Annotated in this window: 22 protein-coding genes; 12 read left to right on the forward strand and 10 right to left on the reverse strand. The window is 54.9% G+C overall.

All coding sequences use genetic code 11. The features are described from left to right. Positions 1-16 precede the first annotated feature (16 nt). The 6 genes from porD to FOA19_RS01025 form a co-directional block, all read right to left on the reverse strand. A complete protein-coding gene (gene porD / locus FOA19_RS01000) occupies positions 17-925 on the reverse strand; it encodes a type IX secretion system protein PorD (protein WP_190300242.1) in 909 nt (302 codons plus the stop codon). Continuing rightward, complete coding sequence (locus tag FOA19_RS23705; protein WP_317132008.1) at positions 907-1,569, reverse strand: phosphopantothenoylcysteine decarboxylase; 663 nt, start codon at positions 1,567-1,569, stop codon at positions 907-909. The genes porD and FOA19_RS23705 overlap by 19 nt, the downstream gene beginning before the upstream one ends. Further along, entirely contained in the window at positions 1,562-2,122 is a 561-nt protein-coding gene (locus FOA19_RS23710) for a flavoprotein (protein ID WP_149088939.1), read from the reverse strand. The genes FOA19_RS23705 and FOA19_RS23710 overlap by 8 nt, the downstream gene beginning before the upstream one ends. A gap of 14 nt (positions 2,123-2,136) precedes the next feature. Continuing rightward, positions 2,137-2,466 (reverse strand): DNA-directed RNA polymerase subunit omega, encoded by a 330-nt coding sequence (locus FOA19_RS01015; protein WP_149088940.1) that lies wholly within the window; start codon positions 2,464-2,466, stop codon positions 2,137-2,139. 32 nt (positions 2,467-2,498) lie between these two features. Next, positions 2,499-3,359, reverse strand: coding sequence for an outer membrane protein assembly factor BamD (locus tag FOA19_RS01020; protein ID WP_149088941.1), 861 nt, complete (start codon positions 3,357-3,359; stop codon positions 2,499-2,501). 74 nt (positions 3,360-3,433) lie between these two features. Beyond that, positions 3,434-5,119, reverse strand: coding sequence for an OstA-like protein (locus tag FOA19_RS01025; RefSeq protein ID WP_149088942.1), 1,686 nt, complete (start codon positions 5,117-5,119; stop codon positions 3,434-3,436). 49 nt (positions 5,120-5,168) lie between these two features. Here FOA19_RS01025 and tilS point away from each other — a divergent pair, with 49 nt between their 5' ends. Together tilS and mdh are read left to right on the forward strand one after the other, a co-directional pair. After that, the gene (gene tilS, locus FOA19_RS01030; protein WP_149088943.1) at positions 5,169-6,497 is read left to right on the forward strand and encodes a tRNA lysidine(34) synthetase TilS; all 1,329 of its coding nucleotides are present in this window, start codon (positions 5,169-5,171) and stop codon (positions 6,495-6,497) included. A gap of 245 nt (positions 6,498-6,742) precedes the next feature. Next, complete coding sequence (gene mdh, locus FOA19_RS01035; RefSeq protein WP_062542402.1) at positions 6,743-7,681, forward strand: malate dehydrogenase; 939 nt, start codon at positions 6,743-6,745, stop codon at positions 7,679-7,681. 430 nt (positions 7,682-8,111) lie between these two features. Here the strand turns inward: mdh and FOA19_RS01040 are convergent, their stop codons facing one another. Further along, the gene (locus tag FOA19_RS01040) at positions 8,112-9,401 is read right to left on the reverse strand and encodes a metal-dependent hydrolase family protein (protein WP_149088944.1); all 1,290 of its coding nucleotides are present in this window, start codon (positions 9,399-9,401) and stop codon (positions 8,112-8,114) included. Between the two features lie 217 nt (positions 9,402-9,618). On the opposite strand from FOA19_RS01040, the gene FOA19_RS01045 reads away from it, so the two are divergent. Further along, the gene (locus FOA19_RS01045) at positions 9,619-10,050 is read left to right on the forward strand and encodes an NfeD family protein (protein WP_149088945.1); all 432 of its coding nucleotides are present in this window, start codon (positions 9,619-9,621) and stop codon (positions 10,048-10,050) included. Between the two features lie 67 nt (positions 10,051-10,117). Continuing rightward, positions 10,118-11,068 (forward strand): SPFH domain-containing protein, encoded by a 951-nt coding sequence (locus tag FOA19_RS01050; RefSeq protein ID WP_149088946.1) that lies wholly within the window; start codon positions 10,118-10,120, stop codon positions 11,066-11,068. Positions 11,069-11,499: 431 nt separating this feature from the next. Here FOA19_RS01050 and FOA19_RS01055 read toward each other — a convergent pair whose 3' ends face one another. The 3 genes from FOA19_RS01055 to mutL all read right to left on the reverse strand — a co-directional run bounded on the left by FOA19_RS01055 (position 11,500) and on the right by mutL (position 15,253). Continuing rightward, entirely contained in the window at positions 11,500-12,417 is a 918-nt protein-coding gene (locus FOA19_RS01055) for a rhomboid family intramembrane serine protease (RefSeq protein WP_149088947.1), read from the reverse strand. A gap of 3 nt (positions 12,418-12,420) precedes the next feature. After that, entirely contained in the window at positions 12,421-13,200 is a 780-nt protein-coding gene (locus FOA19_RS01060; protein WP_149088948.1) for a rhomboid family intramembrane serine protease, read from the reverse strand. Positions 13,201-13,399: 199 nt separating this feature from the next. Further along, positions 13,400-15,253, reverse strand: coding sequence for a DNA mismatch repair endonuclease MutL (gene mutL, locus FOA19_RS01065; protein ID WP_149088949.1), 1,854 nt, complete (start codon positions 15,251-15,253; stop codon positions 13,400-13,402). A gap of 377 nt (positions 15,254-15,630) precedes the next feature. Between mutL and FOA19_RS01070 the strand changes: the two genes are divergently transcribed. The 8 genes from FOA19_RS01070 to FOA19_RS01105 all read left to right on the forward strand — a co-directional run bounded on the left by FOA19_RS01070 (position 15,631) and on the right by FOA19_RS01105 (position 25,946). Beyond that, positions 15,631-18,585, forward strand: a complete 2,955-nt coding sequence (locus FOA19_RS01070) for a glycoside hydrolase family 3 N-terminal domain-containing protein (protein ID WP_223808677.1) — start codon at positions 15,631-15,633, stop codon at positions 18,583-18,585. 23 nt (positions 18,586-18,608) lie between these two features. Continuing rightward, on the forward strand, positions 18,609-19,745 hold the full coding sequence (gene bshA, locus FOA19_RS01075; RefSeq protein ID WP_149088950.1) for an N-acetyl-alpha-D-glucosaminyl L-malate synthase BshA: 1,137 nt from the start codon (positions 18,609-18,611) through the stop codon (positions 19,743-19,745). 107 nt (positions 19,746-19,852) lie between these two features. Continuing rightward, the gene (locus FOA19_RS01080; RefSeq protein WP_149088951.1) at positions 19,853-20,431 is read left to right on the forward strand and encodes an NUDIX domain-containing protein; all 579 of its coding nucleotides are present in this window, start codon (positions 19,853-19,855) and stop codon (positions 20,429-20,431) included. A gap of 135 nt (positions 20,432-20,566) precedes the next feature. Continuing rightward, the gene (locus tag FOA19_RS01085; RefSeq protein ID WP_149088952.1) at positions 20,567-21,361 is read left to right on the forward strand and encodes a lysophospholipid acyltransferase family protein; all 795 of its coding nucleotides are present in this window, start codon (positions 20,567-20,569) and stop codon (positions 21,359-21,361) included. Beyond that, the gene (gene gatC, locus FOA19_RS01090) at positions 21,309-21,596 is read left to right on the forward strand and encodes an Asp-tRNA(Asn)/Glu-tRNA(Gln) amidotransferase subunit GatC (protein ID WP_149088953.1); all 288 of its coding nucleotides are present in this window, start codon (positions 21,309-21,311) and stop codon (positions 21,594-21,596) included. Before FOA19_RS01085 ends, gatC begins: the two co-directional genes overlap by 53 nt. Before the next feature lie 6 nt (positions 21,597-21,602). Then, entirely contained in the window at positions 21,603-24,653 is a 3,051-nt protein-coding gene (locus FOA19_RS01095) for a tetratricopeptide repeat protein (RefSeq protein ID WP_149088954.1), read from the forward strand. Positions 24,654-24,663: 10 nt separating this feature from the next. Then, positions 24,664-25,398, forward strand: coding sequence for an ABC transporter ATP-binding protein (locus FOA19_RS01100; RefSeq protein ID WP_149088955.1), 735 nt, complete (start codon positions 24,664-24,666; stop codon positions 25,396-25,398). Beyond that, a complete protein-coding gene (locus tag FOA19_RS01105) occupies positions 25,395-25,946 on the forward strand; it encodes a cob(I)yrinic acid a,c-diamide adenosyltransferase (RefSeq protein ID WP_149088956.1) in 552 nt (183 codons plus the stop codon). Before FOA19_RS01100 ends, FOA19_RS01105 begins: the two co-directional genes overlap by 4 nt. The last annotated feature ends 35 nt before the right edge of the window (positions 25,947-25,981 follow it).

Below are 25,981 nucleotides of genomic sequence, written 5' to 3' on the forward strand. Positions count from 1 at the left end.
GGCCTTGAACGGAAACTTAGCGTTTGGTCAAAGACTCGTACCGGGCGCGGTTAGTAGGATCAACCTGGGTGAGCAACTCGTAGGCCTGCTGCTTCTGGGCCGGTGTGGCCGAGGCGAAGGCGTTGCTCAACTCGGTGGCCTTGGCCTCAAAGAAAGAACGCAGTGCCGCGCTACCAGACCGGATACGGGCTACTTGCTGAATGTTCTTCAAGGCTTCCAGAATGTTCTGCCGGGCTTTCTCCGGGTCCTGCGACATCAGGTCCAGTCCCTGGCGATGGTATAGGTAAAGGGCCGAGCGTAGCGGCTCAAACTGCGGGTCCTGCAGGTTGTTGATGAGCCAGTAACGGTTGCGGGTATCGGCGGTAGCGCTCCATCCGCCGCTGGCGGCTCCCGCGGAGGTTACCAGGTTCAGGATGTTGCTGGCCTCCGCTAAGGCATTGGCCCCGCCCAGACGCGAGAAACTGTCGTTGTCCATGCCAATGATGGTGTAGGCGTAGAATGACAGGATGGCGGTCAGGTTGGAAGTGTAGGTATTGGGCGCGTACTGCAGGGGCTGCGCCGGATTGTACTCAAACTCAAACTTGGTATCCACGAAGGATAGGACGGTAGTCTCGTAGCCAGTGCCGTAGGTTGGGCGGCTGGAGATGATCTGCGTGTTGGCTTCATAGACGCCAATCTGCGGCATGGCCCGCAAGGTAATGAACATCTTGCACCGGATGCGCTCCTCGTTCTGGTAAACATCGCTGGTCCAGCGGGTGTTGTTCATGATCTCGGAGATGGCATTCTGCATCTGCTGGAATACCTGCCGGTCGGTGGCCTGTACCTGGTCGCTGTTCACGGTTACCTCGCAGCGTAGTTCCTGGGCCATAGCGCCCATCGGAAACAGGAGACACAGCAATACCCACCCTATTTTTTTTGCAAACATGCCCATTCAACTTTAATGGATTCCAGAATATCTTGTGCTACCTCGTCTTTGGCTTTCAGGTTGTACCCCTCCACCGTGTTTGCCTTCACGATGGTGATTTTGTTCGTGTCGTGCTTGAAGCCGGCGCCGGGGTCACGGAGCGAGTTAAGCACCACCATGTCCAGGTTCTTCTTATGGAGTTTGCCGCGGGCATTCTCCAGTTCCTGATCGGTTTCCAGGGCAAAGCCAACGGCGAACTGATCGGTGCGTTTTTCCTTGCCCAAGTTAGCTGCTATATCAACGTTCTTCACCAACTCAATGGTAAAAGATGCATCGGTTTTTTTTATTTTAGAAGTAGCGGTGTCCTTGGGTTTGTAATCGGCCACGGCGGCCGCGAAGATCCAGAGGTCCGTTTCCGGTGCTTTCTGGGCACAGGCAGCGTACATCTCATCGGCGGTCATCACGTGGGTGAGGTGTACCAAGGGGTGCTTCAATGTAAGCGCCGTAGGGCCGGCCACCAAGTACACCTCGGCGCCTTCTTCTGCCAATTTGCGAGCCAGGGCAAACCCCATTTTACCGGTGGAATGGTTACCAATGAACCGTACCGGGTCCAGGGGCTCGTAGGTGGGCCCGGCCGTAATCAGGACTTTCTTGCCGCTAAACAATGTTCTGAGAAATGAAATGCTGTTCTAAAACCTGGATGATTTCTTCGGGCTCTGCCAGGCGCCCCTGCCCTACCAACCCACTGGCCAGTTCGCCGTGCCCTGCCTCAATCACGTGGTTCCCGTAGGAGCGCAACAACCGGAAGTTCTCCTGCACGGCCGGATGCTGGTACATGTCAAGGTCCATGGCTGGGGCCACAAACACCGGGCACCGCGCAGAAAGGTACGTGGCCGACAGAAGGTTATCACAGAGACCACGCGCGAATTTGCCTACCGTGTTCGCGCTGGCGGGCGCAACTACCAGGGCATCGGCCCAGAGGCCCAGTTCCACGTGGTTGTGCCACAGTCCCGACTGGTCATCGCGCACGAACTGGGTTAGAACCGGTTTTTTGGAAAGCGTGGCTAAGGTGACAGGGGTTATAAAAGCAGAAGCAGAAGTGGTCAGGATCACCTGCACTTCTGCTTCTGCCTTGATGAGGAGCCGCACCAGCAACGCCGCTTTGTACGCCGCTATGCTTCCGCAGACCCCCAGGATTATTTTCTTATGCCGAAGCATTCAGAAACGTGAAATTAAAACGCGGAAGAGGTTTGCTCTTCGTCATCAGCGTTGCGGAAATATACTTTTCCTTCAATGAACTCCTCAATGGCCATGTTGGTAGGCTTAGGAAGACGCTCATAGTATTTAGAGATCTCAATCTGCTCGCGGTTCTCAAACACCTCCTCCAAGTTGTCTACGGTGGTGGCAAACTCGGCCAGTTTAGAGTTCAATTCCTCTTTCACCTTCACGGCAATCTGGTTCGCGCGCTTAGAGATGATGGAGATAGACTCATATACGTTACCGGTCTCAACCGCCAGGTCAGAAATGTTACGCGTTACGATGGATGCTGGTACTTGGGCCATATGTCTAGTGAATTGGGTTTTACAAAAATTGATTACTTGGTTGCCGTGGCCGCCGCAGGGGCTGCGGCCGGGGTCTTGCTCAGTTTCTCCAGCGCTTGGCGGCTGGCGTCATAGAGGTTCTCGGCGTTACGCAAAAACTTACTCTGCGGATAGGCATCCACAAAGGTCTGGTACATGGTGATCACCTCGGCGTAGCGGTCGCGCTGCTTGGACTCAATACTTTCCTTCGCGTAGTTGTATTGGGCGTCAATACGCAGGTAAGCAGCCTCTTCATTGTATACCGAGGATGGATAGTTCTTTCTGAAGTTCTCCAGAGACACCACCGCCGCTTTGTAGTACTGCGGATCGTAGTTGGTGAGCTTGTAGTACTGTCTGGCACTCTCAAAGGCCTTGATCTCAATCTTGCGCGAAAGCTCGTCGTAGATTTTGTTCGCATCGGGCATGTACTTGCTCTGCGGATAGCGGCGCATGAATTCCTGCAAGGCTGCCATAGCCTGCACGGTGCTTTGCTGGTCCAGGTTCACCGACGGCGACTCATTCGTAAGCGAGCGGGCGTTCATGAAGGCGGCCTCCTCTGCGTACTGGCTGCGCGGAAACGTCTGGGTGAAAGAGATAAAGTGGAAAGAGCTTTCCAGGTACAGACCCTGGTGGTATTTGGTGTAGGCGTAGAGGAAGTTGGCTTTCTCGTACTCGCTGCGGCCTTTGAGCAAAGGCATGAGGTCTTCCAGCAAGGCACCGGCTTTCTCGTACTCCTCTTTTTCGTAGTAAGAGAGCGCCGCGGCGTATTTCTTGTCTACGTCGTCGCTTTTCAGGATTTTATTGTATTGCCCGCAAGCGCCCAATAGAAAGACTATGAGCAGGATGGGCAAATAAGAAAGAATGCGTTTGGTCATAAGCGCGCAAAAATAACACTTTTTTTTATATGTAACAGAACGGATGGTCTTTCCATTCAGTATAGGGCTTCAAATTAATTACCAGTCTCCACTTTTGCCAAAGGTTTTTTAAGCACTTTGTTCTGTTTAGGGGCTGGTTTCGCCTTTTTATCGGCTTTCTGATCTTTCTTAGACTTTGCCGGGCTGGCGGCAGGTTTGGCCGGGGTGGTCTTTTTCTTAGGACCTCTTTTCGCCAGCACGTGGGCGCGGGTGGGCTTTTCATCGCTGCGCCACACAAATCCCTTCAGACGCTTGTCCGGGTCTTTGAGCTCGTGCGGCGGAATGAGTTTGGCGTCTGGCTGCTCCAGGAACGTGATGTACTGCACCTTGCCTTCGTCAAACATCATGCGCATGTCACTGCTCACGGCGCGGTTCATGCCCATAGTAGTGGAATCGCCCTGCAGCGCGAAATACAAGCTTTCGGCGTTGCCGTTCACGTCAATGCGCCTAATTTTGCCGTTCGCAAACCGCGCGATCATGCTCCGCCCCTTAACCTGGTTGTAGTTCTCCAGCGTATCAATAGAGATGGCGAAAGAGTTGCCAAACATGCGCATCTGGTCAATGGTGTTGTTGCGCAGCATCAGAATCACGCTATCGGCGGTCATCTGGTTTTTGTTTGCCCAAAGCCGCGGGTTCCGGCTCATGTAGATGGTGGAATCCTGCTGGTCAAAGGTTAAGGAATCGCACAGGCCCTGCAGGTCAGACTTGAAGATGCGTACATCGTTATAAGCGAAGAGTTTACCCTTCTTGGTTTTGTCTTTCACGTTCTCCACCGAGACCAGCGTATCTGCAGAGAGGTACATGGTGTCGCGCTTTTCAATGGTGCGCATGACTGGTGATCCGTAGACCTTGGCCCGTCCCCTCGCCCGCCAGTACAGCGCCGTCTGCCCGGTGATGATGGTGGTATCCTTAATTGAGGTCATGGACACGTTACGGGAGGCGGTGTAGTACTCTTTCGTTTTATCGTAGGTCAGCACCTCGCCTTTGATGAGGTAATCCGGGGTTTTGATGCTGGCGTTGCCCCTGAAGTTAGACTCGCGGGTAACGGTGTTGTAGGTGCCGCGGTTGGCGTACAGCGTTCCGTCTGGTGATTTGATGGTCGTAGGTCCGAAGAACTCCACCACTTTGGTCACCGTGTTGTACGACATGGTATCGCTCACCACCTCGGCGTTCTGTCCCAGGTACTTGATGTTCTTCTTGAAAGTAAGCACCTTGTCATCGGAGGTATAGGTCCCCAGTTGGCTTTGGATGGTATAATCCGGACCCACGATATTGCCTGCCATGGTGTAGTAGGCGCGTTTGGCGTTCAGGTCGTAATCCAAGGAGGGGGTGGTCAGGGTCATCTGCTCGTCGCGTAGGGTCACGCCGCCGCGCATGTTGGCAATGCGGCGGGTACCGTCATAGCTGGCGGTGGCGCTGGTGGCGTCCATGCCGGGCTGGGTGATGTGCACGTTCCCGAAAACCTCCAGCTTGTTGCGGTCGCTGGCATACTGGTAGGCTGAGTCTGAGGTCAACGTGGTCTGGCCCTGGCGCATGACTACGTTGCCCAGCAGGCGGCGCACCTCCTCCCCGTTGTAGCGCCCTGACTGTAGCGTGTTCGCCGATACCTCTACCGGCTGTCCGTTTCCTTGCGGCGCCGGGGCCGGCGTACCCTGGCCCAAAGCCAAATTAACCCAGAACAGGGAGAAAAGAGATACTAAACCTATCTTTGTGAACTTCATCAATGCCAATAAGAGAAACAAAATTACTAAAAATACCCTTCCTTTACCGATGCTCGAGAAAGTTTTACACTATATAAACACCCACCAACTCGCCTCCCCTGAAACCCGCATTCTGGCCGCCGTGAGCGGAGGCCTGGATTCCGTGGTCTTAGCCGATGTCCTGCACCGCCTCAAGTTCCCCTTCGCGGTGCTGCACTGCAACTTCGGACTGCGGGGCGAGGAGTCTGAGGCCGATGAGCTGTTCGTGCGCAAGATGGCCAAACACTACGATGTGCCTTTCTACAGCGAGCAGTTCCAGACCCAGGCCTTCGCCGAGCAGGAAGGCATTTCCATCCAGATGGCGGCCCGCACGCTGCGCTACCAATGGTTTGAGCAGATGCGCGAGCAGTTAGGCTACGACCTCATCGCCACGGCCCACCACCAATCCGATGCCCTGGAAACCGTACTCCTGAACCTGGTGCGCGGCACCGGTTTGGCCGGACTTCACGGAATCCTGCCCAAAAACGGGAACCTCATCCGTCCGCTCCTGGGCCTCACCAAAAACGATCTGTACGACTGGCTAGTAGCCAAACGCCTGGCCTGGCGCGAAGATTCCAGCAACGAGAGCCGCAAGTACAACCGCAACCTGGTGCGCCACGAGGTTATTCCGGTGCTCAAGAAACTAAACCCCAACCTGGATGAGACGTTCACCTCCACCCTGGAAAGGCTGCAAGGCGCCGAGGCCGTGTTTCAGGCCTATTTCCTGGAAATGAAGGGTAAAACGCAACGCCAGGAGAACGGAGCTACTTACCTTTCTATTGCCCCGTTGCAAGCCAGTCCCGCGCCCGTGGTCCTGCTGCATGAGCTGCTGAAGCCGTTCAACTTCTCCTACAGCCAATCGCAGGAGATTGCCGCGGCCTGGGAAGCCCAGTCCGGAAAGACGTTCTCCTCTCCCACCCACGTGCTGGTAAAAGACCGCCAGGACCTGGTCATCACCCCCAAACCGCTGGAGAAATTCGGGAGTATCACCGTACCGGAGGAAACCACCGAACTGCGTTTCGGGCCTTATTTGGCAAAATTCACCCGAAAACCCGCCGAGGGCTACAAGGTGCCGCGCTCCAAAGACATAGCCGCCCTGGACGCTGATCTGGTGAAGTTCCCGCTCAAGCTACGCCCCTGGAAAGAAGGCGACTGGTTTATCCCGCTGGGCATGAACGGCAAGAAAAAAGTAAGTGACCTGCTCATCGACCGCAAAGTCCCGGCCAACCTTAAACCCGATGTCTGGGTATTAGTATCGGACGCGTCATTGACGTGGGTTCTGGGCCAGCAACTGGACAACCGGTTCAAAGTCACCGAGAACACCCAGCAGGTGCTGGAAATCACCGTTACCCGAATTTGATTGATTGATGGTTTATTGTTGATTGCTGATAGTTCTTGACCGGCAAATCACTTCAGCCAAATTGTTGGTAAATGGAAAAGGACCTGACTTGCGTTTAGAAGCTATTTTCAAGAAAACAGGCCTAAAACAACAATCAGCAATTGACAATCAACAATTAAAAACACGGGTAGAATTTTCAGGTGACGGCCTTTTTCCTAATTTCACCGCGTAGTCTAAGTATATCAACCTAACCAAACCTAAATAGAATGAAAGTAACCGTAGTTGGAGCCGGAAACGTAGGGGCCACCTGTGCCGACGTTTTGGCGTACCGCGAGATTGCCAATGAAGTAGTGTTAGTGGATATCAAAGAAGGCTTCGCCGAAGGCAAGGCATTGGATATCTGGCAGAAATCGCCGATTAACCTGTATGACACCCGCACCGTGGGCGTTACCAATGATTATACCCGTACCGCCAACTCAGACGTGGTGGTGATTACTTCCGGTTTGCCCCGCAAGCCCGGCATGACCCGCGATGACCTTATCAGCACCAACGCCGGTATCGTTCGTTCCGTGACCGAGAACGTGATCAAGCATTCTCCAGAGGCCATCATCATTGTGGTTTCCAACCCGCTGGACGTGATGACCTACGCCGCGCACGTAACTTCTAAACTGCCCCGCACCAAAGTGATGGGCATGGCCGGTATCCTGGACACCGCCCGCTACCGCGCTTTCTTAGCCGAGGAGCTGAACGTGTCCCCTAAAGACATCCAGGCGGTCTTGATGGGTGGCCACGGCGACACCATGGTTCCGCTTCCGCGCTACACTACCGTAGGTGGTATTCCAGTAACCGAGCTGATTGATTCTGCCAAACTAGACGCCATTGTTGACCGCACTAAAAACGGTGGTGGTGAACTGGTGAAACTGATGGGTACCTCAGCCTGGTATGCGCCGGGTTCCGCGGCCGCCCAGATGGTGGAAGCTATTGTGCGGGACCAGAAACGCGTGTTCCCAGTTTGTATCAAGCTGGAAGGCGAGTACGGCATCAACGGCACCTACCTGGGTGTACCGGTGGTGTTAGGTAAAAACGGTATTGAGAAAGTAATTGAGCTGCAACTGAACGAGGACGAAATGGCCTTGCTCAAAGCCTCTGAGAAAGCCGTGCGCGAAGTGATGGACGTGCTGGACAACATGCCCGCCAACGCCTAAGCGCTAGCTATAAACAACCAAAAACAGGAGAGCCCGGCCAATTGGCCGGGCTCTCCTGTTTTTGCCCTGTTCTGTAATAAACGGCAGGGAAACGGTTTTACTGCTTGCATCATTTATGGCGCGGATTTACCTCTGTCACCTGTCATTATTGTTCAAGTAGGGGCAATCCCTTGTGGTTGCCCTTTACGGTTTCACCCGCATTAGGGCAACCACAAGGGATTGCCCCTACACTTCCCCTGACTCTACAATACCATTTAGTTTGAAAGGCACGAAAGTTAATATGCTAGCATAGTTCCTTCCTCCCACACTGTCATCCTGAAAGGATCTTGTGAGCGAATTAGAAAAGCATTAACTAAGACGCTGTTACAATTTGCCCACAAGATCCTTTCAGGATGACAGAAAAAATGAGCAATGGGTATGGGTAAATAATCTACTGCTTATACACCACTCCATCCTTCATCACAAAACTCACCTGTTGCAAAAGCTTGATATCCTGCAGCGGATTCCCGCTCACGGCCACGAAATCGGCGAACTTGCCTTTTTCTATGGTGCCCAGTTTGGCGGACATGCCCAGCAGATCAGCGGCGCGGACGGTGGCGGCTTTGATGGCTTCCATGGCAGGCATGCCAGCCTCCACCATGTACTCAAACTCCTTCGCGTTCTTGCCATGCATGAACACCCCGGCATCGGTCCCGAAGGCGATCTTCACGCCTTTCTTGTACGCTTTGGCAAAAGTGCCCTGTAACTGCGGCCCAATGGCCAGGGCTTTGGGCGTGACCAATGCCGGATAATACCCCTTGATCTTGGCAGAATCAGCCACGGATTTACCGGCAGTGAGCGTGGGCACGTACCAGGTGCCGTTTTTCTTCATGAGGTTCATGGTTTCCTCGTCCATCAGCGTGCCATGTTCCACCGAAGTCACCCCGGCCCGCACGGCGCGTTTCATCCCCTCGGCTCCGTGGGCATGCACCGCCACTTTCAACCCCAGGTCATTCGCCGTTTGCACAATGGCACGGATTTCCTCCTCGGTGAACTGCGGCGCCGAGCCGTCTTTGGCCACGCTCAGCACTCCGCCCGTAGACGCTATTTTGATCAGATCGGCGCCGTTCTTGTATTGGTAGCGCACCGCTTTCCGGCATTCATCTGGGCCGTTGGCCACGCCCTGGGCCGGGCCCGGATCGCCCTGCAGATCGGCGCGGTAGCCGTTAGTGGGGTCCATGTGGCCGCCCGTGGCCGAAATGGCTTTGCCCACTACAAACATCCGTGGGCCTTTCACCAGCCCCTGGTTAATGGCGTTGCGCAGTTGCACGTTTACGCCGCTGCCGCCCAGATCACGCACGGTGGTAAACCCGGCCATCAGGGTTTTCTCGGCGTAGCCGATAGACCGGAACGCGATAGTGCCCTGGTTTAGGGAAAGCGCCTCAGTATAGGCGGTGGGGCTGGTTTCGCTTTCAAAGTGCACGTGCATGTCCATAAAACCTGGCATCACGGTTCGGTTTTTCAGGTCAATAACTTTGGCGCCGGCAGCCGGTGAAGTGTAGCCTTTCTCTACAGATACAATCTGGTTTCCGTCAATGATCACTGTCATCTCGGCTTGGGGTTGGTCTTTGAGACCGTCAATGAGTTGTCCGCAATGCAGGTAAGTTCTTTGTGCCAAGGCCGCCGAACCAGAGAAAGCCACCAACGCCGCGGTAGCCAAAGAGTAAAAGTAGTTCTTCATAAAAGATGGGTTGAGCTAGGTGGTTTGGTTTCCTAAAGTAGCAAAAATCTACTGATCCAGTTGGTTAAACCTTCAACCTGTTTCAGGGCTGTTTTCCTGAAATCAGCAATAAAACAATTCAGCTATCCTGTTATATTTTGTAATGCCCAACGACTAATGGTTAAAACAGCATTTGTCCTTATAAATGAGTAAATTAAGGCTGTAAAAGAGAAAAGAAATGGACGTAGAATTGTGGTGGTTTTGGCTTACGGCTGGTATCCTGCTGCTGGTGGCAGAGATGCTCACGGGTACGTTCTACCTGCTTTGGTTGGGTCTGGCTTCCCTGGTGGCCGCCGGGCTTGCCTACCTTTTCCCCGAGAACCTGTGGCTTCCGCCGCTGGCTGCGAGCATTACCGGCCTGCTCCTGACGCTGCTCTCCAAACCGCTTACTGCCCGGGCGCGCTTGGCCCGAGGTTTCCAGGACCCGGTCCATGATTTGGTGAACAAGAAGGGCGAGGTGATAGAAGCGCTGGTTCCCGGTAAATTGGGCATCGTGCGGGTGGGCAACGAGGTGTGGTCGGCGAAGGCGCCGGAAGAACTCCCCCCCGGCCAGCGGATACTGGTGGTGAACCAGAGCAGCACGGTTCTCCAGGTGGTGCCTATCAAATAGGCCCGCAGAATTTGTCTTGGCATGAACAGAAGTCTACAAAATCGTCACTCCTTCACTCTCAACTGATATGACTACATCCCTCATTATCCTTGCCTCCGTGATTGTGCTCATCGCCCTCTCCGTCCGGATCATCCAACAGCAGCGGGTGGCCGTGGTAGAGCGCCTGGGCAAGTTCCAACGGATCATGCAGCCCGGCCTGAACCTGTTCATTCCCATCGTAGACCGGGTACGGGTGTACCACGATCTGCGCATCCAGCAGACCAACGTACCGCCTCAGTCCGTCATCACCCGCGACAACGTGCAGGTGCTTATTGACACCATCGTGTTCTACCAAGTGGTGGGCCCCGAGCAGGCCACCTACGGCATCTTTGACTATGTGCTGGGTGTGCGCAACATCACCACCGCCACCATGCGGCAAATCATAGGCAACCTGGAACTGGACGAGACCCTATCGGGCCGCGAGCGGATTTCCGCCGAGATCAGGACGGCGCTGGACGAGGCCACCGAGAAATGGGGCGTGCGCATTGAACGCGTAGAGGTCATCGACATTAAACCGCCCATGGACATTCAGGAAGCCATGGACAAGCAGATGAAAGCCGAGCGGAACCGCCGCGCCATCATTCTGGAGGCCGAGGCTGCCAAACAAGACATGATCCTCCGCGCCGAGGGGGACCGGGCCAGTAAGATCCTACGAGCCGAGGGTGAGCGCGCTGCCCGGGAACTGGATGCCCTAGGCCAGGCCAAAGCCATCAAAGACATCGCGGAGGCCGAGAAATCCCGCATCCAATTGCTGCAGGAAGCCGGCCTTGATGAACGGGTCCTCACCTATCGCTCCTTCGAAGCCTTGGAGAAGCTGTCCATGGGCCCGGCCAACAAGATTTTCCTGCCCACCAACGCCGTGGAAACTCTGGGCAACATCGGCGCCATTGCTGACATGCTTAAGGGCAGCCGAGACAAAGTAGATTCTACCCTCCTTTCCAGAAAACCGGCCCAAAACGGAGACAAAGTAGCTCACTAGAAAGCAACGTGTTTACTATTTAAAGAGAAGGCCTCGCAGTTAATTTCTGCGAGGCCTTCTCTTTTTGCGTCTCGGAGTAGCATTAATCAGGAATGTCCAAGATTCCTGATTGATTAAGAATTCGCACTACGCATTCCGTCCCCCTTTGAAGGGGGTAGGGGGATGACAAGGCCGTGGCAAGAACCTTTAGACTTCCGCTGAAAGCTAGGGCAACCACAAGGGATTGCCCCTACAAAAGCGAAAATGTGTAAGTCAGCACGCGTAAATTATCCCCCTACCCCCTTCCAAGGGGGACGGAATGCGTGGTCTGTGATAAAAGGAGTGTTGGTGTTACTAGCGGTTGCTTCAAAAAAATTAGCCCTTCGGTTTAGCCTTTGTTTCTTAAAACGAGGGCTAAAACGAAGGGCTCTTAACTGAAATCAACTACCGATTTACTTCTGGCTGGCTTTGAAAAGTTTCTGTTTCTCCTCTTTGGTGAGGCTCTCGTAGCCGGAGACGGAGATCTTGTCCAGAATCTGGTCTATTTCCAGTTGTGAGGGGTTGCCGGGGATGTTGGAGGTGCCGGTCATAGAAGACGAGGCAGAGCTGGTGTAGGGCCGGTTCGGATTTTTATAGGCTACCTTTAAGGGTGACCGGCGCTGGAAAATGCCTCTGAAGAAACCCAGAACCGCCTGCAGAGGCCGGCCCCAGTCTGAGCCGCGCTGCAGTTGGCGCACGTACAGAAAACCCAAAATGGCACCACCTAAGTGCGCGATATTCCCGCCTGCGTTTCCGCCGGTGGCCCCTGAGATAGATAGCAGCACCATGACCAAGGCAATGTACTTGATCCGGATAGGTCCGATGAGGATGAGGTTGAAGGTGTAGTTGGGCAACAGCGTGGCGGCAGCTACCATAATGGCGATCACACTACCAGAGGCTCCCATCATGAAAGACCCCTCGGCGCGGAGTTGCAGGTACGGGATGGTGTTGTAGCTGACAAGGTAAATCAGGCCACCAGCCAGTCCGCCCAGCACGTAGAGGTTCACCAACCGTTTATCGCCCAGGTACTCTCTTATCAGCATACCAAACCAGTACAGGTTGAGCATGTTGAACAGGATATGGAAGAACTCCAAATGCGTGAAGAAGTAGGTGATGATAGTCCAGAACCGGAACGCGAAGAGCTGTAGGTTGGAAGGCATGCTCAGGAAGGTCATCAGGTAGGCAAACATGCCGCCCGAGCCGCTCAGCGTCATAACCGTGCGCAGAATAATGAGAACCGCAAACACCACCACATTGATGAAAATGAGCTGGTGCAGGGCATTGTTCCCCTTGCTGAACGCCGATCTTATATCGTCAAAAATACTGGTCATAGTTTAGTAAAAATTGTTGCGTTGCCGTTCCCAAAGTTTCAGTAAGATATACGCAAAAAGCATCCCCCCCAAATGCGCGTAGTGCGCCACGTTATCGCCGGGAGTTCTATTTAATCCCGAATATAATTCAAAAGCGCCGTACATAAGTACAAAGTACTTGGCTTTGATGGGCACCGGGAAAAACAGCAGCATCAGCTCGGTATTGGGGAACAGCATCCCGAAGGCCATCAGAATCCCGAAAACCGCGCCAGAAGCGCCCAGCATGGGGCTGTCTACCACCACCTCGGTCATACGGGAGGCGAATGATTTGGCTTGCATGATTAATTGGGCATCTTTAGGGTTGCGGTTGAAATCAATGAGGAATGCCTCCATGCCGCGCACATTAATGCCGCCTTTCTCCAGCAAGTTCTTGAAGTCTATAGGATCTGGGTTCTGCATAAAGGCCGCCGCACCGTCCAGCACCTGAGTGATCTCATAATGGTGCACCAGAGAATACAGCAGACTGGCGCCAAGGCCCGTGATCAGGTAAAACGAAAGAAACCGCAGCTCGCCCCAGTACCGCTCCAGCATGGGCCCGAAGATAAACAAGCTGAACATGTTGCTGAACAGGTGGCCCAGGTTCCCGTGCATAAACATGTGGGTCACAAATTGGTACGGCCGGAAAGCATCTGAGCGGATATCGTGCAAGGCAAACATTTCCGTTGGAAACAACCTGTCGCTTAAGAAGAACATCAGCACGTTCAGAATAAGCAGGTTACGCACCATGGGCGTGATGGGTGGCATAGAAGGACGTTAAGTATGTATAGTTTAAAGGAAACGAAAAAGCCGGGCAAAACCATGCGGTCCCAACCTTTTCTCCTTTAGGTAACCGGTTTTGAAAGTAATGGTTCTGCTTACAACAGTACGACGGAATGCCCCTTAATGGTACCCAGACCCGCTTAAAAAATCAGCTATCTCCTTCTTTCCACCTTCGCGCGCAAGGTTACCCCCGCAGAAACAGGTCCTGGAGTTGCTCGGTCTGCAGAATCACCAGCGTTTTCTGCCCGCTGGGCGTGTAGTTGGGCACCTGGCACCCAAACAACCTGTCTACCAGCGCGTTCATCTCCTGGTCACTCAGCCGGCCCGTGAGGCGCGAGGCCACGCGCTTGGCCATGGCCCGGGCCAGGTTTTCCTGCCGATCCACCTTCAAGGCCGATAGGTTGTTCTTGTACTGCTCCAGCAGCCCTTCAATGAGTTCTTTCTCATCGCGCAGCGGAATCTCCGCCGGAATCCCGTTCACCACCAGCGTATTGTTCCCGAAATCATTGAACACGAAGCCCAGCGCCGTGAACTCCTCAGACAACTCCATCACCAGAGAGAAATCGGCGGGCGAGAGCTGCAGGGTCTGCGGAAAGAGCAGTTGCTGGGAGGCGCCGGTGCGTTTACCCAAAGCCTGGCTGTATTTCTCGTACAAGATTCGCTCCTGGGCTGCCTGCTGGTCCACTACCATCAACCCCGATTTTACCTGCACCATGAGGTATTTCTGGTGCACCTGCAAGGTTTTGGAGCCGCCCGTCATGCTGTTTTTTGATGGTGTGAGAGAATCCTCCTCCTCTTCTGGGAAAAGGTTGGTGTCAGGTGATGAAGTGGCCCGCGACACCTCGCGGGTGGGGGCGAAATCTGAATAGCTGTCGTCTCTATCGCCACCGCCCGAGGCCCGGGAAGTGAACGTGGTAGGCTGACTTGCTCTCGCCGAGGCCCGGGGCGCCAGCGCGGGCGCGGTCTCAAAGTCCATAGAGGCCGGGAATTTCATGGGCTGCAGCGGAATGTAGTTCACATCGGCCCCAAAATCCAGCGACGGGGCGATGTTGTGCAGTCCCAGGCTCTGCTTTACGGCCGCCCGCACAATGGCGTACACGGTTTTCTCGTCCTCAAACTTGATTTCGGTCTTGGTGGGATGCACGTTGATGTCAATCGTTTCCGGCGCGATTTCCAGAAAAAGCACGTAAAACGGAAAACTGTCTTTGGGCAGCAGGCCCTCAAAGGCGGTAAGCACCGCGTGGTTCAGGTACTGGCTCTTGATGTAGCGGTTGTTCACGAAGAAAAACTGCTCGCCGCGGCTCTTCTTGGCAAACTCGGGTTTCCCGATGTAGCCTTTGACCGTGAGGAACGGTGTGGTCTCCTCGCAGGCCGCCATCTGTTCTTTGTACTCTTTCCCGAAAATGCTCACAATCCGCTGGCTCAGCTTCCCGGCGGGCAGATTCATCACCTCCACCTCGTTCTGGTACAAAGCAAAGGCAATCTCTGGGTTGGCCAGGGCCACGCGCTGAAACTCGTCCAGGATGTGGCGCATCTCCACGGGGTTGGTCTTGAGGAAATTGCGGCGGGCGGGCACGTTGAAAAACAGATTCTTCACGCTCACCACCGTTCCCTCGGCCATGGCCACCGGCTCCTGCTTGATGACTTCGTTGCCTTCAATGGTGAGGCAAGAACCCAGTTCTGCCCCGCGAGCGCGGGTCTTCAGTTCCACCTGGGCTACCGCCGCAATAGAGGCCATGGCCTCACCGCGGAAACCCATGGTCCGGATGCGGAAAAGGTCTTCAGTGGTCTTTATTTTGGACGTGGCGTGCCGCTCAAAGCACATGCGGGCGTCGGTCTCGGTCATGCCTACCCCATCGTCCACCACCTGAATGAGCTGCTTGCCCGCGTCTTTGATGATTAAGGTTACGCTGCTGCTGCGCGCGTCTACGCTATTCTCCAACAACTCCTTTACCACTGAGGCCGGGCGCTGCACCACTTCGCCGGCGGCGATCTGGTTGGCCAGGTACTCGGGTAACAATCGGATGATATCTGCCATACAAACTTCCCTGCGTAGTTTTTATTTTCCTCTTCGGGGGCGGCCTTTCCGGCGGTGAAACCAAGGGGTTTCGCCAACTTTTCAGACACCGAAGCAAATTTTTGAGTAATATTACCAGCTTAAACGGCGGCCTTACCTCCCTAGCCTTCTGGCTTTTCGCTCTTTTTCCGCACTTTTTCCCGCTCCAAAAGGACAGGGATTGACTGGAAACGGGGTTGGAGCCAAAATGGGGAGGAGTCGCTCTGAACAAATCCTGTTTTATGCCGTTTTTTCAAATTCCGGCCCAAAACGCTTCAGAGCCACTCAGCCGCGGCTAGTTTTCCTCTGCGAAATTAGCCCTATGAAACAGTTATTCAAATTAAATTACGCGTTGCGAAATGCTAAAGCGATATAGCCTGTGGCTACTGACCGTAGTAATGGGCGCCTGGATGGCTTTATCGGGGTTCGGCCCTAAAGGCCGGGGCAACATTTCTGAACAAGAGCAACATTGGGTAGACAGTGTCTATCAATCTCTTACCCCTGACCAGCGCCTTGGTCAGCTCTTCATGGTGGCCGCGTACTCCAACAAACCGCAGAGCCACATCCGGGAAATCGAAAACCTGATCACCCAGTACGGCATTGGCGGCGTCATGTTCATGCAGGGCGGCCCCGTGCGCCAGGCCAAACTCACCAACCGGTACCAAAGCTTGGCTAAAGTTCCCTTGCTGGTGGCCACCGACGCCGAGTGGGGCCTGGACATGCGCCTGGACAGCAGCATGCATTTCGCGAAGCAGATGACTCTGGGTGCCCTGCAAGACGACCGCTACGTGTACCTCATGGGCCGCGAAATTGCCTTGAAACTCAAACGTCTGGGCATTCACGTGAATTTCTCGCCGGTGGTGGACGTGAACAGCAATCCCAACAACCCGGTCATCGGGAACCGTTCTTTTGGCGAGAGCAAAGAGCAGGTGACCGCCCGCAGCATCGCCTACATCAAAGGGTTGCAGGACCACGGCATCATTGCGGTAGCCAAGCATTTTCCCGGCCACGGCGACACTGATGCTGATTCGCATTTCTCCCTGCCCGTACTCTCCCATGACATGGCCCGCCTCACCGAGGTGGAGCTGTACCCCTTCAAACGTTCTTTTGATGCCGGTGTGATGGGCGTGATGGTGGCGCATTTGCACGTGCCTAAGCTGGATTCCATCGCTAACCGCGCCGCTACTTTGTCGCCCTACCTGGTGAATGACTTATTGAAAGGGCAGATGCAGTATGAGGGCTTGGTTTTCACCGATGCCCTGAACATGAAAGGCGTGACCCGCTACCATGAACCCGGCGAAGTGGATGCCCTGGCCCTGAAAGCCGGCAACGATGTGCTCTTGTTTTCTGAAAACGTGCCCAAAGCGTTCGCCAGCATCAAAAAAGCCCTGGCCGACAGCACCATCTCTGAGCGGGACATTGAGATCAGGGTGCGAAAGATGCTGCACGCCAAGTATTGGGCCGGCCTGAACCAGTACACGCCTGTGAACCTGGAGAACCTTTCGCAGGACCTGAGCCGCCCAGTAAGCCAGGTCTTGCAGCAGCAATTGTATGAGCAGGCGGTAACGGTGGTTGCTAATAAGAACGACCTGCTGCCTTTCCGGGTGCTGGATACCACGGAGTTCGCCTCGGTATCTGTGGGGGCCGGCATCAACAACGTGCTTACCCAGACGCTGGACAAATACGCCTCCTTCAAAAAGTTCGCGGTGACCAGCCGGGTAACCCCGGACAGCGTGTACGCGGGCATTCGGCGCGATCTGGCCGGCACAGACGTGGTAGTGGTTTCCTTGCACAATCTCAACAACAACCCGGGCAACAACTACAACTTATCGGGCAACGCCCTGGGCTTTATCAGGGAACTGCAGCGCGACCCAACCAAAAAAGTGGTAGTAGTGGTGATGGGCAACGCCTACAGCCTCAGGAATTTTGAAGGCAGCGATTGGCTCGTGTGCGGTTACGAAGACAACGAGGTCACCCGCAAGGTGATTCCGCAGGTGTTGTTTGGGGCACTTCCGGCCAACGGCCGACTGCCGGTGACCGCTTCGCCTAAGTTCAAGGCCGGATTCGGCATTTCTACGCCTTCTCTCAACCGCCTCAAATACTCCATCCCCGAAAGCGTGGGCATGAACTCGGGAATCCTGAATCAGATAGACAACATCGCGCTGGAGGCCATCGCCTACGCCGCCACGCCGGGTTGCCAGGTGCTGGTGGTGAAAGACGGTACGGTGGTGATGGAGAAAGGCTACGGCTATTACACCTATGACCGCACCCAACCGGTAACCGAGAAAACCATCTATGACCTGGCCTCTATCACCAAAGTAGCGGCCACCTTACAGGCCGTGATGTTCCTCAAAGACCAGGGCCGCCTGAACTTGGACGCCAGATTGGTGACTTACCTACCCGAACTGAAAGGCTCTAACAAAGCCAACCTCACCGTGCGCGACGTGCTTTTGCACCAAGCGGGTTTGGTGGCCTACATTCCTTTTTGGACCAAGACCCTGAAAGACGGTAAGCTGAACCCCATTTACTATGACAGCCTTCCTTCTGAGTCCTACCCTAACCTGGTGGTACCCGGCGTGTACAGCAACAAACGGCTGGAAGACTCGGTATGGAAGTGGGTGGTGAAGTCTGAACTGGCAGGAAAGCGCCTGCCCAACGGAAAGTTTGAGTACCGCTACTCAGACCTGGGCCTACACATCATGAAACGGATTGCCGAGCGCCTCCTTAACCAACCCCTTCCCGATTTTCTGGAGCAGAACTTCTATGCGCCGCTGGGGGCCGCCACGTTGACCTTCAACCCGCTGAACAAATTTCTGAAAGAGCAGATTGCGCCAACGGCGCCCGGTTCCCAGTTCAAACCCGGGGTGCCGCTGCAAGGCACGGTGCATGACGGCAACGCAGCCCTATTGGGCGGCAAGGCCGGGCACGCGGGTCTTTTCTCCAACGCCAATGACCTGGCCATTCTCATGCAGATGGATTTGCAGAACGGGAAGTACGGCGGGCAGCAGTATTTCAAAACCCCAGTTGTGACCGAGTTTTCAGAAAACGGCAGCAAAAATAGCCGCCGCGGCATTGGCTGGGACAAAGCCGATCCTGACGGGAACGGCCCGACCTCTACCTTGGCGCCGCTGAGCACCTTCGGGCACACGGGCTTCACGGGCACCGGGGCCTGGGTAGACCCTGAGAACAACATTATTTACATTTTCCTTTCTAACCGCGTCTATCCAGACTCTGAGAACGATAAACTACTCAAATACAACATCCGCACCCGGATTCATGACGTAGTATATCAATCGTTAGAGCCGAAACCGTAACTTCGCGGCAAACACATACGCGCATGAAGATTGGAATTGTATGCTACCCTACCTTTGGCGGTAGCGGAGTGGTGGCCACAGAGTTGGGTAAAGCCTTGGCGCAGAAAGGGCATAAGGTGCATTTTATCACCTACAGCCAACCGGCCCGCCTGGACCACTTCAACGAGAACCTGTTTTACCACGAAGTAAATATCCCCAATTACCCGCTGTTCCAGTATCCGCCGTATGAACTGGCCCTGGCCAGCAAGATGGTAGACATTGTGCAGTATGAAAAACTAGACGTCCTGCACGTGCACTACGCCATTCCGCACGCCTCGGCGGCATACATGGCCAAGCAGATCCTGCTCACCAAAGGCATCCAGATACCGGTCATCACCACGCTGCACGGCACCGATATCACCCTGGTGGGCAAAGACGCTTCCTATGAACCGGTAGTGACGTTCAGCATCAACCAGTCAGACGCGGTGACCTCGGTGTCTGAGGACCTGAAGCGCGAGACGTATGAGCACTTTCCTATTGAGAAGGAGATTGTGGTCATCCCCAACTTCATCAACCTGGAGCGTTTCCAGAAACAGCGCAAAGAACACTTTAAATCAGCCATCGCGCCGTTTGGCGAGAAACTGCTGGTGCACACCTCCAACTTCAGGGCGGTGAAGCGCATTGGCGATGTCATCAAGATTTTCTCCAAGGTACGGGAGCAGATGCCCAGCAAACTGTTGCTGGTGGGCGACGGTCCGGAGCGGCCTAAGATGGAAAACCTTTGCCGCAAGTTGGGCATCTGCGCTGATGTGCGGTTCCTGGGCAAACTGGAAGCCGTGGAAGAACTACTTTCCATTGCCGATGTCTTCCTGATGCCCTCCGAGAAAGAAAGTTTCGGGTTGGCGGCGCTGGAAGCCATGGCCTGCGAGGTGCCCGTGATCTCGTCCAATGCCGGGGGCTTGCCCGAGCTGAACGTGCACGGCGTAACCGGGTTCGTAAGCAACGTGGGCGACGTGAAAGACATGGTCAAAAACACGCTCTTCCTTTTGCAGGACGACCAACTGCCAACCTTCAAAGCCAACGCCCTGGCCCGCGCCAAGGAATTTGAGATTGGTAAGATCGTGCCGATGTACGAAGAGGTCTACCAACAGGCCGCCGAGGCGGTACGCACCCACGTTTAAATCAGCTTTCCTTTATACATAAGATATTCATGAGGCCGCTTAGGGGCTGTTTTTAAGAAAACGGCTCCTAAACAGCGGTAACACTCCGGCCCTAAACGCAAGACAACATGCACTTTGAAAAACCACACCACTCAGAAGAGAACCCCTGGAAAACCTTAGACTCTAAACCTATCTACGAGAACCCCTGGATCAGCGTGCGCGAGGAGCAGGTGATCAACCCGGGGGGTGGCCAGGGCATCTACGGCGTGGTTTCCATGAAGAACAAAGCCATCGGGATTATTCCTATTGACGAGGAAGGCAACACCTGGCTGGTTGGGCAGTACCGCTACACCGTGAATGAGTACTCTTGGGAAATCCCCATGGGCGGCGGCCCGATCGGGATTGATCCGCTGGAATCCGCGAAGCGCGAGCTGAAAGAGGAGACCGGCTTCACCGCCGCCGAGTGGACGAACATCGGCAGAATCCATACCTCCAACTCCGTGACCGATGAGGAAGGCTTCATTTTCCTGGCCGAGGAACTGACCGCCGGCGAGACCGAGTTTGAGGAAACCGAAGACCTCAAAATCTGGAAGTTACCTTTGCACGAGGCCGTGCGCATGGCCATGGACAGCGAGATCACCGATGCCATCAGTATTGCCGGTTTGCTCAAGGCCGAGAAAATCCTGCTCACCCGCCGACCTAAATAAACAGCCCGGTTTGGCACTAACTAGCCCCGCGGCGCGTTTGCCGTTTTGAAGCCGATTTACTGAAAACAGGCCAAAATCGGCTTTGCCGCGGGCACATGTGGTGCTTTTCTTATTAATTAACTAATTTTGGGAAAGATGAACAGGTTAAAAGGAATCGGCAAGAAGGTTTACTCCGTGTGGTGCACCGCCTGGTTTGTATTACCATTTCTCACCTCGTATCCCCTGTTCCGGGTGCTGATTGCCAGGCCTAACCGGCTGAGACACGCGCACCACCTCAATCGCCTCTGGTCTAAGTTCCAGTTGCGCATGTACCTGATGCCGGTGACGGTGAAAGGCATGGAGCAACTGAACCCCAACCAGAAATACGTGTTCGCGCCAAACCACAGCTCCTACATTGACATTCCCATGATTCTGGCGGCCATCCCTGGTTTCCTCAATTTCGTGGGGAAGAAATCCTTGACCAAGGTGCCGTTGTGGGGCAAGATCTATGACGCGCTGTACATCTCGGTGGACCGTGACAGCCCCATCAGCAGTGCCAAAGCGTATATTGCCAGCAAGCAGAGCCTGGAGGCGGGCCGCAGCATCGTGATTTTCCCCGAAGGGAAAATTTCGCCGGAGTCTGGCAGCAAGCTGTTGCCGTTCAAAGACGGTCCGTTCAAGCTGGCCATTGAGAAACAGGTTCCCCTTGTGCCCATCACCATGCCGTACAACCACCTGTTTCTGCCCGATGTGAAGGGCAAACTCATCATCCGGTACCATCCGCTGGAGATGATCATTCACCGGCCCATCCCTACCCAGGGGTTGACCATGCAGGACCTGGAGTTCCTGAAAAACCAAACGCACTCCATCATTCAAGAGACTTTAGATCAGAAAAACCATGAGCACCAACATAGAAACCCTACGCCAGCTGGCGCACTTAGCCCGGCTTGAGTTTGACGAGACCAAAGAGCAGGAAATGCTCAAAGACCTGAACAACATCTTGGACTGGGTAGACCAACTGCGCCAGCTGGACACCCAGAACGTAGAACCTTTGATCCATATCTCGGAGGAGCTGAACGTGATGCGCGAGGATACCGCCCAGAACACCGTGCGCCACGAAGATGCCTTGAAACTGGCTCCGCGCAAAGACTCAGATTATTTCAGGGTTCCTAAAGTACTGGAGTAGGCCTGAATGAAGCTTTTTTCGTTCTGGCCCCAGGTGGAGCCTGGCCGCCGCTTTCTGTATTCTCTCTTGGCCCTGCTGGTGCTGGGCACCATTGGGTTAGGTTTTTACGGGTACCTTAACGGGCAGGAACTGGTATTTCCGCTGGAGAAGCAGGCGGAACTGTTCCCCGCCGAGGCCCACTTAGACCCTTCCTCTTCCCTGCTCACGCCCATGCGCGTAGAAGTGAACGCCTACCTGGTGACGGAACGCTACGCCATGGGCGATATGCAGCTTCCACTCTGGGCTACCTGGGTTTATTTCGCGGGACTGGCGGTGGCCCTTACCTTCTTCTGGACGCTGGCCAGTACCCTCAAGCGCATTCCCTATTACGCCGCCGTGACGCTGGGCATGCTCTGGCTCTCAACGTTCAACCTGGATTTACTGGGCGTTTTCTCAGAAACCAGCCGAATCCTGCTGCTGATTGCCCTAGCCGTTTTGGGGCTGGGCAGTTTTGTATTTCAGGCATTCTGGACGCGGGTGTCTTTCCTGGGCCGGTTCCTGTTCTTCGGGGTGGTCATTCTGCTTTTGAGCCTGGCCTTGTTCCGTTTCTCTTCTCTGCCCGCTCCGCTGACCGCCTTGCACGTGGTCAATTACAGCACCCTGGCTAGCTTTGTGGCATCGGTGCTGTTCATGATTCTGGTGGCCTATGAGAACCTGCACGGCCTGCTGTGGTTCAACACGCAGGCACAGCAACCGCAGCGCCGTTTTGGCTTGGTGCAGTTTGTGCTCATCAGTCTGCTGTACCTGGGAAATTTGTTGCTGCTGTACCTGCGCCAAACCGGCATGATCCAGTTTGAGTTCGCCGGGCTGGATGCTTTGGTGGTGTTCCTCTGCTCGGCGCTGGTGGGTCTTTGGGGCTTGAAGCAACGGCAACTCCATTACACCCGCTTTTTCCGATTTGAGACCGAGGCCGCGCCGCTGTACCTGGTGCTTGCCCTGCTCACCTTTCTGAACCTGGCCTACGCGTTCCTGCTGGCCAATGACCCGTTGGTAAATGCCTATCGCAGTGCCATCATTGTGACACACTTAGCGTACGGTGTGGCGTTCTTTATCTACGTGCTGGTGAATTTCGGGCCGCTGATCAAGCAGAAACTACGGGTTTTCAAGGTGGTCTATGACCCGCGGCAGTTGCCTTATTTTACCGTGTACCTCATGGGCACCGTGTTGTTGGTCGTGATGGTGCTGCGCAGCAATTACGCGCTCTATTTCCAGCACCAGGCTGGTTATTACAATTACCTGGGCGATGTGTACCGCCAGACCGAGGAAACGCCCTTACTAGCGGAGCAGTTCTACAACGAGGCCAGCGTGCAGTCACGCAACAACCAACGTTCCAGCTTCTCCCTAGCCGATATGTACCACCAAGGCGGCATGCGCTCACTAGAGATGAACCGTCTGCAGGAAGCGCTGGAAAGAAAGCCCACGCCGGAAGGTTATCTGCGGTTGGCCAGTCTGTTCACTTCCTCCTCAGACCTGTTTGACCATCTCAAGGTGCTGCAGGAAGCCGTGAAAACGTTCCCAGACCACGCACCGCTCCTGAACAACTTGGGAATCCTCTACGGCACCACCGCCTTCTCTGACTCGGCGGGGCTCTACCTGGATGCCGCGCTGGCCCAAAGCAAAGAGCCCGAGGTCATCCAAGCAAACCAATTGGCGTTCCTGGCCAGCCATAAGTTTCCCCAACAAGCCAAAGAGTTCGCCAACCGTTACGCCGCCGGCACCTACGGTCCGCTGCTCACCAACCGAGTGGCCATTGCCCTGGTTTTGGGAGGGGCTAAACCCCAGAACTTGCCGGCTTTGCCTCAGGACAGCGCGTTGTCTACCCAGACCTTCGCCCATTTCTATAATCGACAGCTATTTCCTGGCAATGCCAAAGACAGCACGGCTACTTTCACGCGGTTGAACATGCTGCTGCGGCAGGAACAAAACCAGGCTTTCTTGGATGACCTTACGCTGATTAAGTCGTTGCTGCTCCGGCAAGGCACTGCTTCCAAACCACAACCTACCCTGGCCAAAGTCACCCTGGAGAACCTGGCGGCGAACAGTGGCAGCACGGGCGGCTACTACTATGACATTCTGGGCCAATGGATGCTGCAGGGCAAACTGTACCCGCTGGCCGCCGAGTATTTCCACAAAGCCCGGCAAACCGGCTACCGCGACGCCCACCTGCATGCCGTGGTGGCCTATGCGTTAGCAGGAAATTTCGGCCAAGCCACCGAGATTGCTCTAGGCGCCTCCCCTTTCCCGGACGTAGCCCAACGGACCGCCGCCACGCAGATCGCGATTGCCACACAGTTGACACCAGAGCAGGCCGTCACCGCCCCAGATTCTCTTAAAGTACGCTTCCTGCAGCTCAAGGCGGCTTCTCTGCCGTTGGCCCAGATGGAGAGTGTGGCCAACGGCATCACCACGCAGGCTTTAGCGCCGGTGGCAGCCTTACCGCTGGTGGCCCGGTACCTTCAGGAGAACAACTTCAACACGGCCCAGAATCTGCTAAGCATCCATTTTCCGGCTGGTTTTGCCAAAAACGGCCTAAAATCAGAGGCGAATACCTTACAAGCCGAGCTTTGGTGGAGAAGCCAGAAATGGGACCAATTGCGCACCGAACTGCCCAACCTCTATTTTACGCCGCAGGATGCGGGCACCAGACTTTATTACCAAGCTTTGCTGGCCCAGCGTAATAATAACGGCAAAGCCGCGACTAATCTATTCAACCAGTTATTACAACGGGCTCCGTGGTCTGAGGCCGGGCAGTTGGCTGCCGCCGATTTCTTTGTGCAGCAGAAACAACCCATGCGGGCCTATGACCTGCTGCTGGAGGGCATCGGGTATAACCCAACCTCGGTGGCGCTGCGGAAAGCCTACGTGAAAGTGGCCCTGACCCAAGGCCTGCGCGACTATGCGTTGCAGGGCTTGGAGCAACTGGAGCTTTTGGTAAGTCCTCAGGAATACCTTACTTTTAGACAAGAAATAGCGCCCCAATTGCAGGCCAGCGAAGCGCTCCAGCAAGAATGGCAATAAGCGAAGCCGTATGAGCACCATCATTAAAACCGAGAGTATCTCCAAGATGTACCAGATGGGGAATGAAACCATTCATGCCCTGCGGTCTATCTCCATTGAGATAAAGAGAGGAGAGTATGTGGCGTTCATGGGGCCATCTGGCTCTGGTAAATCCACGCTTATGAACATTGTGGGCTGCCTGGACACCCCTACCTCGGGCACGTACATCCTCAACGGCAACGATGTCAGCAACATGGTGGACAATGAACTGGCCACCGTCCGCAACAAGGAAATCGGGTTCGTGTTCCAGACGTTCAACCTGCTGCCCCGCTCCTCTTCCCTGGACAACGTGGCCTTGCCGCTCATCTACGCAGGCTACGGCCGGGCGGAGCGCGAGGAACGCGCCATGGCGGCCCTGGACAGCGTAGGGCTGGGCTCCCGGGCCAAACACAAACCCAACGAACTCTCGGGCGGGCAGCGCCAGCGGGTGGCCATTGCCCGGGCGCTGGTAAATGACCCTAGCATTATCCTGGCCGATGAGCCAACAGGTAACCTGGACACCAAGACCTCCTATGAGATCATGGGCTTGTTTGAGGCCCTGCACGCCAAAGGCAACACCATCATCATGGTGACCCACGAAGATGACATCGCCCATTACGCCCACCGCATTGTGCGCCTGCGCGACGGACTGGTAGAGTCTGATGAAATGAACCTCAACATCACGGTTCCTGCTTTGAAAGCGGCCGCTCTGAATACCACTGAATGAAAATATACACCAAAACCGGTGACAAAGGCGAAACTTCCCTTATTGGCGGAACCCGCGTAAAGAAATCACACCTGCGTATTGAGGCCTACGGCACCGTAGACGAACTGAACTCTTTTCTGGGCGTAGTCCGTGACCAGGAAGTAAACCAGAAGCGGCAGCACCTCTTCTCCGAGATCCAGGACCGGCTCTTCACCATCGGGTCTACCCTGGCCACCGATCCGGTGAAAGAAGGCAAGGTCCAGACCCCGGATCTGCACCTCACAGATATCCAGTTTCTGGAAGTGCAGATGGACCTGCTGGACGAGCAGTTGCCGCCCCTGCGTAATTTCATTTTGCCCGGCGGCCATCAGGCAGTTTCTTTCTGCCACGTGGCCCGCACCGTTTGCCGCCGCGCCGAGCGCCTGGCCATTGCCCTGCAGGAAGAGTCCCACGTAGATGATCTGGTGGTGCAGTACCTTAACCGTTTGTCTGACTTTCTCTTTGTTTTGAGCCGCGCCATGGCCCTGGAACTGAACGTAAAAGAAATCACCTGGAAGCCTCGGATGTGAGGCTTTTTTTATTCAGAATCACCAGAATTGCGTAT

It is taken from the genome of Rufibacter hautae, from assembly GCF_008271695.1.
Classification (GTDB): domain Bacteria; phylum Bacteroidota; class Bacteroidia; order Cytophagales; family Hymenobacteraceae; genus Nibribacter; species Nibribacter hautae.